This is a genomic window from Xylanibacter ruminicola Ga6B6 (assembly GCF_000687715.1).
In the GTDB taxonomy this organism is placed as follows: Bacteria; Bacteroidota; Bacteroidia; order Bacteroidales; family Bacteroidaceae; genus Prevotella; species Prevotella ruminicola_B.
Genome location: NZ_JHXD01000017.1, coordinates 14,013 through 31,443, shown reverse-complemented (window position 1 = coordinate 31,443; position 17,431 = coordinate 14,013). Strand labels below are relative to the sequence as shown.

13 protein-coding genes are annotated in these 17,431 nt (G+C 49.8%); 7 read left to right on the top strand and 6 right to left on the bottom strand.

Features of this window, described 5'->3' with window-relative positions; genetic code table 11:
- The first annotated feature begins 10 nt into the window (after positions 1-10).
- The 7 genes from T500_RS0110585 to T500_RS0110555 are packed head-to-tail and all read left to right on the top strand — an operon-like array spanning position 11 to position 10,801.
- Positions 11-3,079 (top strand): SusC/RagA family TonB-linked outer membrane protein, encoded by a 3,069-nt coding sequence (locus T500_RS0110585; RefSeq protein ID WP_028908087.1) that lies wholly within the window; start codon positions 11-13, stop codon positions 3,077-3,079.
- Positions 3,080-3,099: 20 nt separating this feature from the next.
- Positions 3,100-4,731: a RagB/SusD family nutrient uptake outer membrane protein gene (locus tag T500_RS0110580; protein WP_028908086.1), complete on the top strand. Its 1,632-nt coding sequence runs from the start codon at positions 3,100-3,102 to the stop codon at positions 4,729-4,731.
- Positions 4,732-4,752: 21 nt separating this feature from the next.
- Entirely contained in the window at positions 4,753-6,021 is a 1,269-nt protein-coding gene (locus T500_RS16470) for an OsmC family protein (protein ID WP_080694864.1), read from the top strand.
- Between the two features lie 21 nt (positions 6,022-6,042).
- The gene (locus T500_RS16465; protein ID WP_051612021.1) at positions 6,043-7,278 is read left to right on the top strand and encodes an OsmC family protein; all 1,236 of its coding nucleotides are present in this window, start codon (positions 6,043-6,045) and stop codon (positions 7,276-7,278) included.
- The gene (locus T500_RS16460) at positions 7,278-7,874 is read left to right on the top strand and encodes a C-GCAxxG-C-C family protein (RefSeq protein ID WP_051612020.1); all 597 of its coding nucleotides are present in this window, start codon (positions 7,278-7,280) and stop codon (positions 7,872-7,874) included. The genes T500_RS16465 and T500_RS16460 overlap by 1 nt, the downstream gene beginning before the upstream one ends.
- A 16-nt stretch (positions 7,875-7,890) precedes the next feature.
- Entirely contained in the window at positions 7,891-8,850 is a 960-nt protein-coding gene (locus T500_RS0110560; RefSeq protein ID WP_196243503.1) for a FixH family protein, read from the top strand.
- A 16-nt stretch (positions 8,851-8,866) separates the two neighbouring features.
- Complete coding sequence (locus tag T500_RS0110555; protein WP_196243502.1) at positions 8,867-10,801, top strand: TonB-dependent receptor; 1,935 nt, start codon at positions 8,867-8,869, stop codon at positions 10,799-10,801.
- A 1-nt stretch (position 10,802) separates the two neighbouring features.
- Here the strand turns inward: T500_RS0110555 and T500_RS0110550 are convergent, their stop codons facing one another.
- The 6 genes from T500_RS0110550 to T500_RS0110525 all read right to left on the bottom strand — a co-directional run bounded on the left by T500_RS0110550 (position 10,803) and on the right by T500_RS0110525 (position 17,431).
- Complete coding sequence (locus T500_RS0110550; protein ID WP_013063066.1) at positions 10,803-11,180, bottom strand: RidA family protein; 378 nt, start codon at positions 11,178-11,180, stop codon at positions 10,803-10,805.
- Between the two features lie 13 nt (positions 11,181-11,193).
- Positions 11,194-11,724, bottom strand: a complete 531-nt coding sequence (locus tag T500_RS0110545; RefSeq protein ID WP_028908083.1) for a peroxiredoxin family protein — start codon at positions 11,722-11,724, stop codon at positions 11,194-11,196.
- A 22-nt stretch (positions 11,725-11,746) separates the two neighbouring features.
- Complete coding sequence (gene cysS / locus T500_RS0110540; protein WP_028908082.1) at positions 11,747-13,237, bottom strand: cysteine--tRNA ligase; 1,491 nt, start codon at positions 13,235-13,237, stop codon at positions 11,747-11,749.
- Positions 13,238-13,359: 122 nt separating this feature from the next.
- The gene (locus T500_RS0110535) at positions 13,360-14,376 is read right to left on the bottom strand and encodes an SDR family oxidoreductase (protein WP_028908081.1); all 1,017 of its coding nucleotides are present in this window, start codon (positions 14,374-14,376) and stop codon (positions 13,360-13,362) included.
- A complete protein-coding gene (locus T500_RS0110530; protein WP_028908080.1) occupies positions 14,373-15,557 on the bottom strand; it encodes an iron-containing alcohol dehydrogenase in 1,185 nt (394 codons plus the stop codon). Before T500_RS0110530 ends, T500_RS0110535 begins: the two co-directional genes overlap by 4 nt.
- An 8-nt stretch (positions 15,558-15,565) precedes the next feature.
- Complete coding sequence (locus T500_RS0110525) at positions 15,566-17,431, bottom strand: glycoside hydrolase family 97 protein (RefSeq protein ID WP_028908079.1); 1,866 nt, start codon at positions 17,429-17,431, stop codon at positions 15,566-15,568.

Sequence of the window (17,431 nt, the reverse complement as noted above, 5' to 3'; positions counted from 1 at the left end):
TATTAGTCTTATGGGAAAAAGATTGTTAGTTGCAACGCTTGTTGCAATAGGGCCCTTAGTGGCCTTTGCGCAGAACCTGATTACCGGACACATCACCGATGTCCGTACTGGTGAGCCGTTGATAGGAGCTTCGGTGATTGTAAAATCAGAAAAGGGTAGAGGTGTAGTGACCGATGTGGATGGTAACTTTAAGCTTGAGACAAAGGTAGAAGCCCCACTGACCCTGAAAGTAGAATACGTAGGCTATCGTGCCCTCGATGTAGATGTTTACGATTTCGATGAGCCAGTAGAGATAGCCCTGATTGATAACTCGAACCGTCTGGACGAGGTGGTAGTAGTAGGTTATGGTGTACAGAAGCGTAAGCAGCTTACTGGTGCTGTAACTACCGTAAAGAATGATGAGTTGCTTAATACCTCAACCTCGTTCGATAACATCCTGGGTGGTGCCGTTGCCGGTCTTGATGCCACCGCATCATCTGGTCAGCCAGGTGCTTCGGTTAACATCCGCATCCGTGGTGGTAACTCTATCAATGCCGGTAACGAGCCCCTTTATGTGATTGATGGTGTACTGCTGTACAACAGTAGTTCGGCCACTAATGCCGGCAATAGCGTGGCTGGTACAAACTTTAATCCTTTGGCCTCAATCAACCCATCCGACATCGAGTCGATCGAGGTGCTGAAGGATGTGTCAGCCTCGGCTATCTATGGTTCGCGTGGTGCCAATGGTGTAATAATCGTAACCACCAAGAGTGGTAAACATGGTAAGGTTAAGGTGGATTACGGTTATTCTATTGGCGTATCGTCGGTCCGTAAGCGTTTGGATGTGCTCAACGCTGAGCAGTGGGGCGAGTTATATCTGGAGTTGGCAACCGATGCCCAGAAGAAAGCTTCGGGTGTTACACCTGAGTTGGTTAAGACTTGGGGCGAGGGCACCGATTGGCAGGATGCTTTGTTCCGTACTGCTACCACCCAGCAGCATCAGGTGTCGGTAAGTGGTGGTTCGGATAATGAGCGCTTCCACATTTCGGGCAACTATACCAATCAGGATGGTGTGATTCGCGGCTCAGGATTTACCCGCTTGGGTGCACGCTTGAACTATGAACGTGACATTCTGAAGAACGTAACCGTTGGCCTGAAGTCGAGCTTCTCAAAGAGCACTCAGACCGGTTCTCAGTCGTTCCGCGGACAGTCGAACGGTGTGAGCGGCCTGCTGGAGTTGGCCTTGCGTACATCGCCTGCAGTACCTATTTATAATACTGATGGTACCTACAACTATGCTAATCCTTTTGAGGCAGGCGACTTTGTGCGCAATGGCCTGACTCCAAATGCTATTGCCGACCTGAGCGAGGTGGATGCACAGACACGTGTTGATAATACGCTGGTGAGCGCTTTTGCACAGTGGGAAATCATCAAAGGGCTGAAATTGCGTACACAGGGTTCGGTAAACATCCTGAATACCCGTCAGAGTGTGTTCGGTCCTGCCACCTCACAGATTGGTTTCAACTCTGATGGCTATGGTGCCGTGGGTTCAAAACGCTGGGAGAGCGACCAGGTTGAGGTCACCCTGACATGGAACAAGAAAATTGGTAATATCCACGAGTTCGAGGTGCTGGGTGGTTATACCTATCAGCAGGAGAAGAGTGAGCGACTGCTTGGCAGTACTGCCGATTATGCCAATGATAACCTGAGTTACAAGAGTCTTCAGTCAGGTTCGCAGCTCATCGCTACCGAGACCGATTTTGTAACATCGGTTCTTTATTCAGGCATCGGTCGTATCAACTACTCGCTGTTGGATCGCTACCATCTTACAGCCACCTTGCGTGCCGATGGTTCGAGTCGCTTTGCCAAGAATAAGAAATGGGGTTGGTTCCCCTCACTTGGATTTGCTTGGAATGTGAACGAAGAGAAGTTCCTGAAGAACATCAAGTGGATTGAAGACTTGAAACTGCGTGCCAGCATTGGTACTGTGGGTAACCAGGAGATTGGCGACTATACCTTCCTCTCAACTTATGCAGCTACCCATTATTTCCTTGGCGGTATTAAGAATACAGCCTATTATCGTTCGGCTTTGGGCAACGACGACCTGAAGTGGGAAACTACCACCTCGTACGATTTGGGTTTCGACTTTAATATCCTGAAGGGTAAATTGGGTTTTGTTTTCGATGTGTATCACAAGAAAACTTCCGACCTGCTGCTGGATATTCCTGTTGAGCAGACTACAGGTTTCAGTCGTCAGCTTACAAACGTAGGCAACGTCACCAATGATGGTGTTGAGTTTGCTGTTAATGCCACCCTTTGGCAGGCTAAGGATCTGACATGGCAGGTGAGTGCCAATATTGCCCACAACCACAATGAGGTGACAAGCATCGGTACCGGACAGAGTGAGATTATCAACGGCAACCAGACCATTATCCGTCCAGGCGAAGCACTCGGTACTTACTATGGCTGGCAGTTTGATGGCATCGTGCAGACATCCGAGGATTTGAAGTCGGTTCCTTCACCATCCAACAAACCGGTCGTAGAATATGGCGACGTGAAGTATGTCGATCAGAATGGTGATGGTGTGGTAGATCAGGAGAACGACCGTGTAGTACTTGGTTCAGCACAGCCCGATTTTACCTATGGTTTTGCTACTCAGCTGCGTTATAAGAGTTGGAACTTGAGTCTTAACTTCCAGGGTTCATATGGTAATAAGCTTTATAACCAGATGGAACAGGCACTCGAATCGCCCAATGCCAGCTATAATGCTTCCACCAAGCTGCTGAACCGTTGGACAGCCGAGAATCCCAGTACAACCATCCCACGTGCCGTAGCTCAGAATAACTACAGCGCTTATCTGGATAGCCGCTTTATTGAAGATGCCAGTTATCTGCGCCTGAAGAATATTCAGATTGGCTACAATTTCCAGCCCAAAGTGGGTAACAATCAGAAACTGGGTGTTTACCTCTACGCTTCGGCCCAGAACCTGCTTACAATAACCAATTACAGTGGTTATGATCCTGAGTACAGCGGCTACGTAGATCGTGGAACCTATCCTGCATCTCGTACATTTACATTTGGTGTTAAACTGTCGTATTAATCTTTAAAGGTATAAGAAAAATGAAAAAGAATCAGATATATCATACAGCGCAATCTCTGTTGGCAGGCGTGGTGTTCGGCTTGACACTTGCATCGTGCGAGTCGTTGGATCAGGGTAACCTGAGCGAGCTGGCCGAAAGCAATCTTCCTCAGAGCGATGCAGATGCCAAGGCACTTGTTAATGCCGTATATTCGTCGGATATTGAACTGGCCACTACTTACATGTATCTTATCGACCTCACTACCGAGACCACCGTGAGCGGTGAGAATCCTAATGGTGGAGGTGGCATGTTAGGACTGCTCTCATGGGATGGAACCAACTCCTATGTGGTGAGCCTGTGGCGTGCTGTATATGCCTCGCTGGCACGTGCTAACGATACCATCGAGAAGTTGCAGACTAATCCTGCAGGCGTGTCACCCGAGATTGCATCGCAGGTGATAGGCGAAGCCAAGTTTCTGCGTGCTTACTATCTGAACTATGCCGTGCAGCTGTGGGGGCCAGTGCCTGTCATCACCAGCAGCAATGGCGGTACAAATGCAGTAAGAAACTCGGAGACAGAGGTCTATCAGCAGATAGTGGCCGACCTTGAGGATGCTGCAGCCCGACTGCCTGAGCGCAGTAAGCAGAGTCAGGGTGATATCGGTCGTGCCTCGCGTGGTGCAGCCTTGGCAGCCTTGGCAAAGGTTTACCTGACCTGGGCTCAGGTGGATGACGAACTGACCGATGCGCAGCGCAAGGAGTATTTCGGCAAGTCGGTTCAGTATGCACAGCAGGTGATCGATTCGAACGAATATCGTCTTGAAGAGAATTTCTACGACAACTGGAACAACCAGAACCGAAATGGTAAGGAGAGCATATTTGCCATCCAGTTCTATCTGGGATCAAGCACACGCGATGGCGATGCTTCGGGCAATAACCACCTGTGCCACTGCTCGTTCTCAACCAGCTACAGCGTGTCGCTGCCACATATCGCACCAGGTCCGGACAACACCGTCGAGAATTCATATCTGCCGGGTGATCAGCGCAAGGAGGTATCATTTGCCGACTCACTTTGGCGTCCTTCTACACAGAACTATTTCCACTTCTATTTTGATGCCGACGGTGATGGCATCCGCGAGTCGGGCTTCTCACGCTACAACAAGTACATCGACCATGACAGGCCTGAGACAAGTGCTGCCGACCGTGCTATGAACCGTCAGGTGATCCGTCTGGCTGAGGTGTATCTGGTACTGGCCGAGGCTATCAACGAGCGTGACGGACAGCCTAATCAGCAGGCCTATGATGCCTTCAACAAGGTGCGTCGCCGTGCTTTCCGCGAAGAGGTTAACAGCGCTACAGCACAGGCACACGACCTGGAGACTGGTCTGAATTACGATGGCTTTAAGAATGCAATCATTCAGGAACGCTCATGGGAGTTCGTCCTGGAGCAGAAACATCTGCTCGACCTGAAGCGCTGGAAGATTCTGGTGAAGACCATTAAGAATAGTGCTTTGGCCAAGAACTTCCCAGAGTATAACAAGCAGACGATTGATTTCAAGCATTATCGTTTCCCCATCCCACAAGCACAACGAGTAGTTAACCCCAACCTCTGGCAGAACTATGGCTACGATGGTTCCGACATCACCACCAACCCCTATGTAGGCAGAGAATAAACAAAAAAAAGAGAGAGCAATATGAAAAAATTAATTTTGTCAGCCGTAATTGCAAGTGCTACCCTCACGGGGGCACTTGCTCAACAAAACGATCAGCGTTTGAATAAGGCCATCACCGATAAAGGCTATTTTCAGAAAGCCTGGAAGAGTGCACCATCATTTCGCGACCTGCTTAAGCGTCGCAAGGCAGCAGTCAATCAGTTCAGGGCTATCCCTACTGCAGCATTGCAACCCATCACTATCAGAGCTTTTGCCACAGCAGAGCAGCGTGCCGGCACACGTCATGTGATTATACGTGAGCATCAGTATCTGAATGACAGTGGTTACAACAATGGTGGCTTCGACCTGGGAATTGGTACTCCCGACCATGTGATTGCAGCTATTGCCGGTGATATCATCGACAGCTACGTCACACAGGCTGCTATCAAGGGGGTTGCCATCGACTCGCTTGCCATCAATATCAAGCAGACTGGGCATTCGCTGCAGAACTGGGGACTGGATTATACCATCTTTATTGATTCGCCTGCTTCTGACCAGCAACTTGAGGAGTTGCGCCTACTGGCCGAGAAAAACTCACCACTTTATCAGTTCTCTATCCGTGCGCATAAGGTAAACACAACAGTTGAACTGCATAAGAGTGCCGAGGATTTGGTGATTCCACCTACCTATCAACCAGGTTTGCGTGAGTTCATTGAGTGGGAAACGCGTAAAGGCGAGGCTAACAAGCAGCTTCGTGAAAGCGGTCAGCGTCCCGATAAGGCGAAGTTTGGTGGCTATGCATACGACTATCCTTACTCTCGTAAGAACGAGTTCACGCCTGCTCAGAGCGAGAGCTATCTGAATCCAGATGGTCCAAGTGCTTTCATCAATCCCTCATCAGGTGTAACCGTACTGCAAGTACGCCATCACAGAGTGTTGCAGGATCATCCACAGATTTTCGGCGGAAACGACCTTGGACCTACTGCGGTTGAGAGTCATATCGGATTGCTTGGTTCGTGCTTTACCCATGTGGCAGAGGGAACCGCAGCTCGCAATAGAATTCCGCTTGACACCCTTAACGTGGCACTCACTGCCCAGTTCGACCCACGCAGCGGTCGCAAAGGCTACGAGCAAACCCCACTTTATCCTACCGACATACAGATGCGTGTGGTGATAAGCAGTCCACGCAGTGAGGCTGAGATCCGTCAGCTGGTTGCCGATACCGAGCGTGGATGTCCCATCTACAATCTGGTAACCAATGCGCAGGAAATCAAAGGAGGTATAAAAAGAGTAATAGCAAAGAATAAGTAATCATTAAAAATAGAAGAAATTATGAAAAAGACTCAGATTGTTATCATTACAGCAGCCCTTGCTTTGCAGGTTAGTAGTGCACTCGCACAGGGGCCTCTCAACATCTTTAAGTCGGCTCAGCAGAAAGCCAAGTTGGAACAGAATGCCCCTTCGTTGCGTAACCACCTGAGGGAGCGTAAGGTGGCCCTCGAAGCCTGGAAGGCTATTCCTGCCAGCGACCTGCAGCCTGTGACGCTGACTGCTAACGTCACCGCCAAGAACCGCTCGGGTGTACGTGAACTCCGAATCAGAGAGTTTCATTATATTGGCGACTGTGGCTATGCCCATGGTGGACAGGATTCGGGTGTTGATACGCCAACAACGGCACAGGCGGTATTTGCTTCCGACCTTGCCGATAGCTATCTGAATCAGGCTGCGCTGCTGGGTATCGATATCGACTCGCTGACTATCGAAATCCACGGTCAGCCCGATAAGGTGAAGACTAATCGTGTGTGGTATCCACGCAACTTCCTCTACACCATCTATATTGATTCACCTGCCTCGGATGCTGAGTTGGAAAAGTTGGCAGTATTGGCAGAGCAGAACTCGGCTGTAGCCACTCTGGTGAAGGCTGCCGTAGTGCCTCAACTGATTATCGATCAGAAGTCGTCACCACGCGAGAAGAAGGTTGAAGGCGCCACCTTGGCTGGACTTCGCGAGTATATCTGGGGTAAGCGTCAGGCGCTGCAGGCAAGCAAGGCGAAAGCAGAAGCAGCAAAAGCCAAGAATCCAAAGGCTGACGCAGATGCCTTGCGTAAAGCACTTGCTCCAAAGCAGGGCCCATGGGTAAAGGTTTTCCCCAATGGTGTGCGTCAGCTAACCGTAAATGATAAGTATCTCATTCTGCACGATAATCCTGCTTATCTGGGTGGTACCAATCTCGGTTTTACCTCAATCGAGGGTGTGCTGGGCATTCTGGGCACCTGTATCACTCACATCTCATTGGGACAGGCAGCAGAACGCGCACTCGACGTGGATTCAATCTCGCTGACCGTCGAGGCAGAATGGGATCCACGAGCAGGTCGCAAGGGCTTTGAGAAGGTGTCGATTGCTCCACAGAACGTGCGCTACACTTTGCATGTGAAGACACCCGAAAGTGCTCAGGCCGTGAAAGAGTGGATCGAGGCTGTTGAGAAGATTTGCCCCATGTACAACCTCTTCAAGGATACACAGACATTCGAGCATCGCATCGTACGTGGTAGTTTTAAAAGACAATAATGATGAAGTATGAGCCTGCATATTTACTCGCTTTGGCTACTTGGCCGGTAACCGTTTGTGCTACCAATGCACAGGCAGACTCACTACGCATAGCTCGTCCGGCCGCTTTTCCTGCTGTAAGCCGACATCAGACGCTCGACTCGCTGAAAGCAGAAGTGAAGCTGCAACTGGAGCAGCGGTACGGACAGCACTATGGGTGCTCGGCACTCTCACTAACCTCTATCGCCGCTACACTGGGCAGTCCACTAAGCGAGCAACAACTTCGAAGCATGTCGGAGGCGTTCTCTGGTGGTATCGGTCATAAGTTTGGCGAAGGCACTTGTGGCGCACTTACCGGTGCCATTGCAGCCTTAGGTTTTTATGCCAGTGGCGATAAGGAGAAACATCTGCGGTTGGCAGCTGAAGTATATGATGAGTTTAAGAAGCAACAGGGATCCATTACGTGTGGTGATATCTACGCCCGTTATCATTTTAGTCACTGCGACGGATGTAATCTCTGTGCGATACAGAAAGTGATAGAAGTTCTTTACCGTGAGGGTGATATCCACACAAGTACCATCGCCCCATGGCAGCAGTTAATAGAAGAAAAGAAATAAAAAGGAGATGATGATTATGGAAAAGAGAGTTTTTACAAGAATTAGCGCGATAGTTTTTTTGCTGTTTTCAGGTTTCGCACTCACTGCCTGCGGAGGTAGTGACGATCCAGTAGTACCTATCAATATACCAACCGAAGACGACGAATGCTGCAATGCTGAAGAGACATTCCTGGCATATACTTTCCTGCACAACGGTTATCTGAAAGAGATTGAATCGCTACGCGACACAATCGATGAGAAATATGCCCTGAGCGTTTACTCGCGAGGTGGCAAACTGCATGCAGGCTATAATGATGTGTTTTTTGCGCTGACAAAAATCTCTAATCAAGGTTTTGTTCGTAATTTCTCTGTCACAGAGATAAGTCCCGTGATGACCATGACCGAGAAAGGTATGAAGCACTCAACACCAACGGCTACAGAGAGCAGCCTTTACGATGAAACATTCCCTGCCGTACAGCACGCGTGGATATCTTTCGTAATGAGTAGTAGCAGTATGGGCTATTGGGAACTGGGATACAAGGCAACTACCCAGAATAAAACGGTTGCCCATACCGGTAGTGTTATCGAGGTTTCGGCCAATGCTACAGGCCAGGAGTGGATTAAGTCGTTCAAATATCAGGATGTAAATTACTACCTCTCGCTGGTAAATCCTAATGATTTCCAGACTGGTATAAACACTATTCAGGCATACGTATCGCAGCAGAATGCTGAGAAAGCCAAACCTTGGCCATTGGCTGATCAGGAGTTTACTATCGAAATTATACCCACTATGCCCGATATGGGCAATCATTCTTCGCCCGATAATGTGGCTCTTACCAAACAACCATCAGGCATATACGAAGGTAAGCTAAACCTTACTATGACAGGCCTGTGGGATATTCATCTGGTTGTAAAGGACAAAGAAGGTAACATCGTAGCAGGAGGAGAGAATAATGACAGCGGGTATAGCAATATTTATTGGAGCGTTATATTATAGTAATGTATTGACCGCTTTGCCAACCGACAGTATCGAGAAAGAAGCATCGATTAACGAGGTGACTATCACCTCGACTGTCGGTTCCAAGCGCAAGGTGGCTGGCAAGGGGCGTACAGCATCGATAGAGGAGCATCTGTTGCAGTTGAACAATGTTGCCATGGTGAAACGAGGCGCATATGCCTGGGAACCGGTGGTAAACAATATGTCTACCGAGCGATTGAGTACAACTATCGATGGTATGAAGATATTCTATGCTTGTACCGATAAGATGGATCCTGTAACGTCGTATGTAGAAAGTGGTAACCTGCAGCGCGTAAGACTGGATTCGGGCCTTGATGGCAATCCACAGGCAACAGGTAATATCGGCGGAAGTATTGATCTGAAACTCCGTAAGTCGGGGTTTGATGCTGCTCCTCAGGAGTTTAACCTTACTACTGGGTATGAAGCCAACGGCCATCTGCAGGTGTATGGTGCCGATGCTGCGTTCTCGTCGCAGACGTTCTATGCCAACTTCGGCGCGTTTTATCGTGATGCAGATAATTACAGGGCTGGTGGACATCAGGATGTTCCTTTTTCCAAGTTCCATAAAGTCAATTCGTTTCTGAACCTGGGGTTCCGTCCAGCCCCAAACCACATCGTAGAGGGTACGGTCATTTTCGACCGTGCCACCGATGTTGGCTATCCGGCCCTGAATATGGATGTTAGCGATGCTACAGGACTTATCACGTCGCTTTCTTATCGCAGGGAGCAGCTTGCGGGGCTTTTCTACCGATGGGAAACCAAGGTGTACTATAATCATATCACCCATAATATGGATGATAGCACACGCCCCGACGTGATTATTCACATGGATATGCCTGGTAAAAGCAGTACGGCCGGACTCTATAGTCTGCTCGAGGGCTCAAGGGGTAACCATCAGTATCAGCTTAATTTTGATTGCTATTACAATACCCTTTTTGCTGATATGACCATGTATGTTGAGGGGGCCAAACCCATGTACATGCTTACGTGGCCTGATGTGGGTACTTTCAACAGCGGTTTGTCGTTGTCTGATAATATCCGTTTGTCTGATACGCATAGTATCCATCTGTCGGCAAAAGGCTCTTGGCAGCAGCAACGTATTAATAGCGATGAAGGCTACCACGCCTTGGAAATATTTTTCCCAGGTGTGGAACGTAGCAAGCGTACTTTTATGGGACGTGTGTCTGTAAGCTATGCCTGGCAGAATAATGGTTGGCGATTGGCTGCTGGAACAGGATACGGTAATCGTGCACCATCGGTTACCGAGTCGTTTGGATACTTCCTGAATAATGCCTTCGACCGTTATGATTACATTGGTAATCCCCACCTTAAGAACGAAAGTGCGGTTGAGTTGAATACATCGGCTTCGTGGCAGAATGATGTGATAGATACTCGCCTAGAGGTGAATGCATTTCTTTTCCATAACTACATTATCGGTACACCCGATAACCGATTGTCGGCTATGACTATCGGAGCTCCGGGTGTGAAGGTTTACCAGAACCTAAAACATGCGCAGATTGTGAATACTGCGTTTACATTCAGTGTCACCCCTCTTTCCTGGTTGCGTTGGGACAATAAGGTGAGTTACAGTTATGGCAAGGAGAGCACTGGGGCTCATCTGCCTTTGATTGCTCCCTTTACCTATCTTACGGCATTGAAACTGTTCCATCAGAACTGGGAAGGAGAATTGGGTGGCGAACTGGTTGGCAAACAGAGCAACTACAGCAATAAATATGGCGAGAGTCTTACACCAGGCTATGCTGTATGGCATATCAGTGCCGGTTATCAGTTTAACATCCATACGGTTGTAGCTAATATCCATGTGGGTGTTGATAACCTGTTTGATCGTTACTATTCTACCTATTCGGATTGGAACCATATCCCCCAGAAGGGGCGTAATATCTATGTTAATCTATCGGTGAAGTTGTAGCTTATTCAGCAGCTACAACTTCAATTTCAACCAAAGCGCCTTTAGGCAGTGTTTTTACAGCCACAGCCGAACGGGCTGGATATGGCTCAGCAAAGAACTCGGCATAAACGGCATTCATGTCGGCAAAGTCGTTCATGTCGGCCATAAATACGGTTGTCTTCACCACATGGGCCATGGTTAAGCCTGCTTCTTCAAGAATGGCTTTGATGTTGGTGAGCGATTGACGGGTCTGCTCCTTGATGCCACCCTCTACAAAACTTCCTGTTGCAGGATTGATGGGTATCTGACCTGAGGTGTAGAGCAGGTTGCCTACACGGATGGCCTGACTGTAAGGACCGATGGCAGCTGGTGCCTGATTGGTGCTGATAACTTGTTTCATACCTTTATCATGTTTATTTGTTGATACCTTTCAGCAGTTTCTCTACCTTCTGATACTGTACGGTTGAGAGCAGAATCTTGCCTTCGGGTGATACCACTACCATTGATGGAATCCACTGTACACCGTAGGCTTTAGAAATATCGGTTTCCTTAAACTTCTTCAGTTCGCTCACCTGGGGATAGCTGATGCCGTACTGCTTGATGGCCTTCTGCCAAGCTTCTACGTTGGTATCCATCGATACACCAACGAATTCAACCTTGTCGGAGTGAAACTCGTTGTACAGACGTACCACCTCGGGCGCATCCTTGCGACAGTCGGGGCACCACGAGGCCCAGAAATCAAGTACTACGGTCTTGCCTTTCAGCGAGCTGAGGCTAAAGGGCTTGCCGTCGGGGGTATTCATGGTGAAGTCGGGAGCCACAGTGCCTGGCTGTACCAGACTGGTGGCATACTTGGCATCCATATCTTCGTCGGTGGTTTGCGCTTTTGTGTTAATGGCAAACCCCGCTAAGAGCAGGGCTGCCAATAGTGTTTTGAGTTTCATAAGAGATACTTGTTTGTTTTATCTATTTGTTCAGTTTCCAGGTAACACCATCCTTGGTGTCCTTCACCTCGAAACCGGCTGCTGCGAGTTCATCGCGAATCTTATCGCTGGTAGCCCAGTCCTTATCAGCCTTGGCCTTAGCACGCAGTTCGAGTACCATATCCATTACCTTACCAAAGGCAGCCTCGCGCTCATCGTTGGTGCCGCTCTTCTCGGCCTTCAAGCCCAGAATATCCTCGGCAAAGAGGTGCATGGTTTCCTTCAGCTCCTGCAGGCACTCGGCACAGATGGTTGCCTTGTGATCGGTGAGCTTGTTCACCACGGTGCAAGCTTCGAACAGATAACTGATCACCTGTGGGGTGGCCAGGTCGTCGTTCATGGCGTCGTAGCACTTCTGGCGCAGGGCCTTAACTACCTTCTCAGTCTCGGCATCGCACTTGTCGGCTACCTGAACACGCTCCAAGTCGGCAATAGCGTTCATCATCTTCTCCAATCCCTTCTCGGCTGCCTCCAAGGCCTCGTTCGAGAAGTCTACGGTGCCACGGTAGTGAGCACTCAGCACGAAGAAACGGATGGTCATCGGTGAGTAGGCCTTCTTCAGCAATGGGTGATTGCCGGTGAAGAACTGCTCGAGTGTGATGAAGTTGTTATACGACTTACCCATCTTCTGTCCGTTGATGGTCAGCATGTTGTTGTGCATCCAGTATTTTACAGCAGGGTGACCCATCGAGGCCTGTGCCTGTGCAATCTCGCACTCGTGGTGTGGGAATACCAGGTCCATACCACCTCCGTGGATATCAAACTCCTCGCCAAGGTACTTGCGACCCATAGCAGTACACTCACAGTGCCAACCAGGGAATCCGTCGCTCCAAGGCGATGGCCAGCGCATGATGTGCTCGGGCTGAGCCTTCTTCCACAGAGCAAAGTCGGCCTGGTTGCGCTTCTCGCCTACACCGTCGAGCTCACGACTGGCATCCTTCACGTTCTCGAGCGAACGACCTGAAAGAATACCATACTGGAACTTCTTGTTGTAAGCCTCGATATCAAAATAGATAGAGCCGTTGCTCTCGTAAGCAAAGCCATTGTCGATAATCTGCTGAACCAACTGCTGCTGCTCGATGATATGACCAGTGGCATGGGGCTCGATAGAGGGGCGCAGTACATTCAGTGCATCCATAGCCGCATGATAGCGGTTGGTGTAGTACTGGGCAATCTCCATGGGCTCCAGCTGCTCCAGGCGGGCTTTCTTGGCAATCTTATCCTCACCCTCGTCGGCATCGTGCTCCAAGTGACCTACGTCGGTAATATTACGTACATAACGTACTTTATAACCCAGGTGCTTCAGATAACGGAACACCAGGTCGAAAGTAATCGCAGGACGGGCGTGTCCCAGATGGGGATCGCCATACACGGTAGGACCACAAACATACATACCCACGTTGGGGGCGTGAAGGGGCTCGAAACGCTCCTTCTGTCGTGTCAAAGTATTGTAAATTACTAACTTAGATTCCATAATGCTCTTAAATTTTGGGTGCAAAGGTACAATTTTTTTAGCACGAATTACGCGAATTAACACGAAAAATTTTACATCAACATAAAAAATTCGTGAAATTCGCGTAATTCGTGCCTAAAACATCAGATAGAGCGCTTGGCTTGCTCTTGTGCGGCAATAACGCGATCGCACCACTGGTCGAACTCTGGGTCCTCTATCTGCAGTTCGGGATGTGCCAGGATGTACTGTACGCAACGGCGTACACCCTCGTCGAAACGGGTAGTGGCCTGGAAACCTGGCACGGCGCGCTTCAGTTTACTGCAGTCGAACATCACCGTCACGCTTTTATCGCCTAACAGGTTGCCTGTAAAGTCCCACTCCTTGGGTGATGTGGCAGCCAGAAATTCCGAAGCCACATAGTAGGGCTTAAGCTCCACCTGCAGCGCGTTGGCTATGCACTGGTAAATCTGATTCCACGATAGCTGCTCGTCGCTCATAATCTGGAAAGCCTCGCCAATGGCCTTGGGATTACCCAGCAGACCGATAAAACCACGGGCAAAGTCCTCGTTCCAGGTTACGGTCCAGAGTGATGAGCCATCGCCGTTCAGAATCACCTGCTTGCCTTGTATCATGCGTTTCAGTACCTGCCACGAACCCTTAGGTCCATGTACGCTTACAGGCACACCGCGCTCACAGTAGGTATGCGAGGGGCGTACGATGGTAATAGGAAAACCGTTTTCGCGATACTCCTTCAACAGCAGTTCTTCGCAGGCAATCTTGTTGCGCGAGTATTCCCAGTAGGGGTTGGCCAGTGTGGTGCCCTCGGTAATCACATGGTTGGCGGCGGGCTTGTTGTAGGCCGATGCCGACGAGATGTAAACATACTGGCGGGTACGACCTTTGAATAAGCGCACATCGCGTTCAACTTGTGAAGGCAGAAAACCGATAAATTCACATACAGCATCAAAGGTTTTCTTGCTCAGCAGTTCGAGCACCTTCGACTCGTTGTTGATATCAACAATCAGTTGTGTGACGCCTTCTGGCACTTCGTTCTTGCGAGTGCCACGATTCAGCAGCCACAGGTCGTGACCTGCAGCTGCCAGTTGCCGTGTGATGGCCGAGCTGATAGTACCCGTGCCACCTATCATTAATATCTTCATCCGCGTGCCATTTTGTAGATTGCCTCCATATCCTCGGCCTTCAGCACCTTCAGGTTACCGCAGGTAATGGTGTTGTTACGACTGCACTTGCGTACCATCTCCTTGATTTCTTCGTCGGTGATGTCCTTGCCAATCAGCTCCTTGATGTTGATAGGCATACCGATGGCATGATAGAAACGCTCCATGGCCTGGATACCCTTTTCGGCAGTGCCTTCGGGATCGGTAAAGTCATTGGGTACATCCATCACGTTAACGGCAAAACGCACAAATCTGCTCAGATTCTCGTGCATGGTATAGCGGGCCCAACTTGGCCAGATGGCGGCCAGACCGGCACCATGGGTTACGTCGAACATGCCACTGAGCTCGTGCTCCAGCTGGTGGGTAGCCCAGTCGCCGATAGCACCGCAGCCAGTCAGGTCGTTATGCATCAGCGAACCGCCCCACATAATCTGTGCACGGTAGCGATAGTCCTCCGGATTCTTCAGTACAGGGAATACGGCGTTCTTGATACTACGCAGCGCAGCCTCGGCTAGATCGGTAGTAAAGTCCATATCATCGTCCTTAGTAAAGTAACGCTCCATGGTGTGCATCATCATATCGGTAACACCGGCTGCCGTTTGGTAAGGGGGCAATGTCATGGTGCGACGAGGATTCAGGATAGCAAACTTGGGGCGACTCAGATTGTTACTGTAACCCACCTTTACATCGCCGTCCTCATTAGTAATCACTGAGCTTTCGCTCATCTCACTACCAGCAGCAGGAATGGTAAGCACCGCTGCTACGGGCAGCATGGTCTTAGGTTGGGCCTTACCCATGTAGATATCCCATACGTTACCCTCGAAAGGTACACCGTAGCCAATACACTTAGCCGAGTCGATAACACTACCGCCACCTATGGCTAGGATAAAGTCGATACCCTCCTTACGGCAGAGTTCGATGCCCTGCTGAGCCAACGATAAACGGGGATTGGGCACTACGCCTCCCAGCGTCACATACTCAACGCCATCATCGCTCAGCAAACCGCAGATCTTGTTGAGCAAACCAGAACGCTTAGCGCTTTGTCCGCCATAATGTACCAGCACCTTTGTGCCGCCATACTTCTTTACCAGCGCAGCTACCTGCTCTTCACTCTGTTCTCCAAACACCACCTCGGTAGGGGCATAGAAATTAAAATCCTTCATAAAAATGTTTATTTTTGTGATTTGATGACCAGCACGAAACCACCACGGGGCTGTGTAGCAATTTGCTTAGGTATCTGATTGCCCTTGGTAATCAGCCAATCCTTATTGCCTGCCAGTTGATACTGGGTTGGATCTGCATCAGCAAAGGTCTGCACGCACTTGGCGCCACTGATAAAACTCAGATCTACATCGAGCACCTTCTTGTTGTCGGTACCGTTGATACCAGCCACATACCAAGTATTGCCGCTACGGCGGGCCAGTACTACGCTCTCGCCGGGATAACCGCTCACGTAGCGGGTCTCATCCCATGTGGTGGGCAGCTTTCCGAAGAAATCCTGTACCTGCTGAGGCTGCACCAGATAGCTCTCGGGTTTGTCGGCCAGGTGCTGCAGGGCACTCTCGTACAGTACGGTCAGAGCCAGTTCGTGGGCATCGCTGGTAATATGTGGATGCTGCGAATCGCTGAAGGTACATGGTGTGTAGTCCATCGGACCGATGATGTTACGGGTAAAGGGAAGTGTGGTGTTATGACTGGCTGCTACGTTGGTAAATGTGGGCACGTTGTTGTACCACTCGGCACCATACACACCCTCGGTCGACATGAGGTTGGGGTAGGTGCGCTGCCATCCACGAGGTACGGTGGCACCATGGAAGTTAACCAGCAGATGATGCTTGGCGGCACTCTCCAGCAGGTCGATACAGTAAGTCATATCGCGCTGACAGTCGCCTGAGAAGAAGTCGATCTTTACACCAGCTACGCCAATCTTCTCGCACCAGGCAAATTCCTTTTCACGGTCTTCGGGCTTGTTCAGGCGGAACTTCGGTGTGGGGGCACCATCAATCCAGCCTACTGATGAGTTATACCAAATCATGGGTTTAACACCCTTCGAGTTGGCATAAGCTACGGCATCCTCGATGGTCTTGTCGTCCTTCATCTCATCCCACTCGGCATCAATCAGCACGTAAGGCAACTTCAGGGTAACAGCCATATCTACGTACTTCTTAATAATATTGTAGTCGTTCGAACCATGGTTGTATGCCCAGTAGATCCACGATACAACACCAGGTTTAATCCAGCTGGTATCGCTTAGTTTGCAAGGCTCGCTTACGTCGGTTACCAAGGTGCTCTGAATCAGGTCCTGCATGCTGCCGATGATAGCGATGCGCCAAGGCGAGTGCCACTTGCCTTTGAGGTTTACCTCGTTTACATCGGGAGTTACATGCAGCAGATCGCCTTCGGTGTAGAGGCATGCTGCAGCCTGGTTACGCTCGATGTTAGCCTCGGATAACAGCATGAATACACCCTCCTGTGGCTCAACCAGTGTGGGGAATCCCCAGCGCAGGTTGTAACCCTCGTCGGATTTCACTACACCAGCCATTCTACCGATAGGTTTTATTTTGCCAGTGGTGCTCATGGGGTAGAATCCCTCGTAGCTATCGCTCCACTGCAGCATCCAACGCTTGGTGCCTTCGGGAATCATGTAGGCTGTCTGCTCCTTGGGCAGCTTGCCTTTCAGTCCGCTCAGTTCATAGCGGAAGGCGGCACCGTCGTTATACAGGCGCAGTACCAGCTGCAGGTTGCCGCTCAACTTGGCTACATATTCGTTGGCCTCGTTGGTGCAGGTAGATTTTTTGCCTGCCAGCATCTGATAGTTGGCTGTTACCTTGCCAATGGGCTTAAATTTCAGCCGATTGCTTTTGATGCCTTCATAGCCCAGTACGGGGATATTCAGCACCTCTTGCTGCTGATAGTTTACGATGATGCCCTGGCCGCTGTTGGTAACAGTCAGTTTGCCATTAGGCGATACGGGCTGCTGAGCCGACAGACTGAGCGACCCCAAGCAGATGGTAAGTATAATCAAAAATTGCTTCAT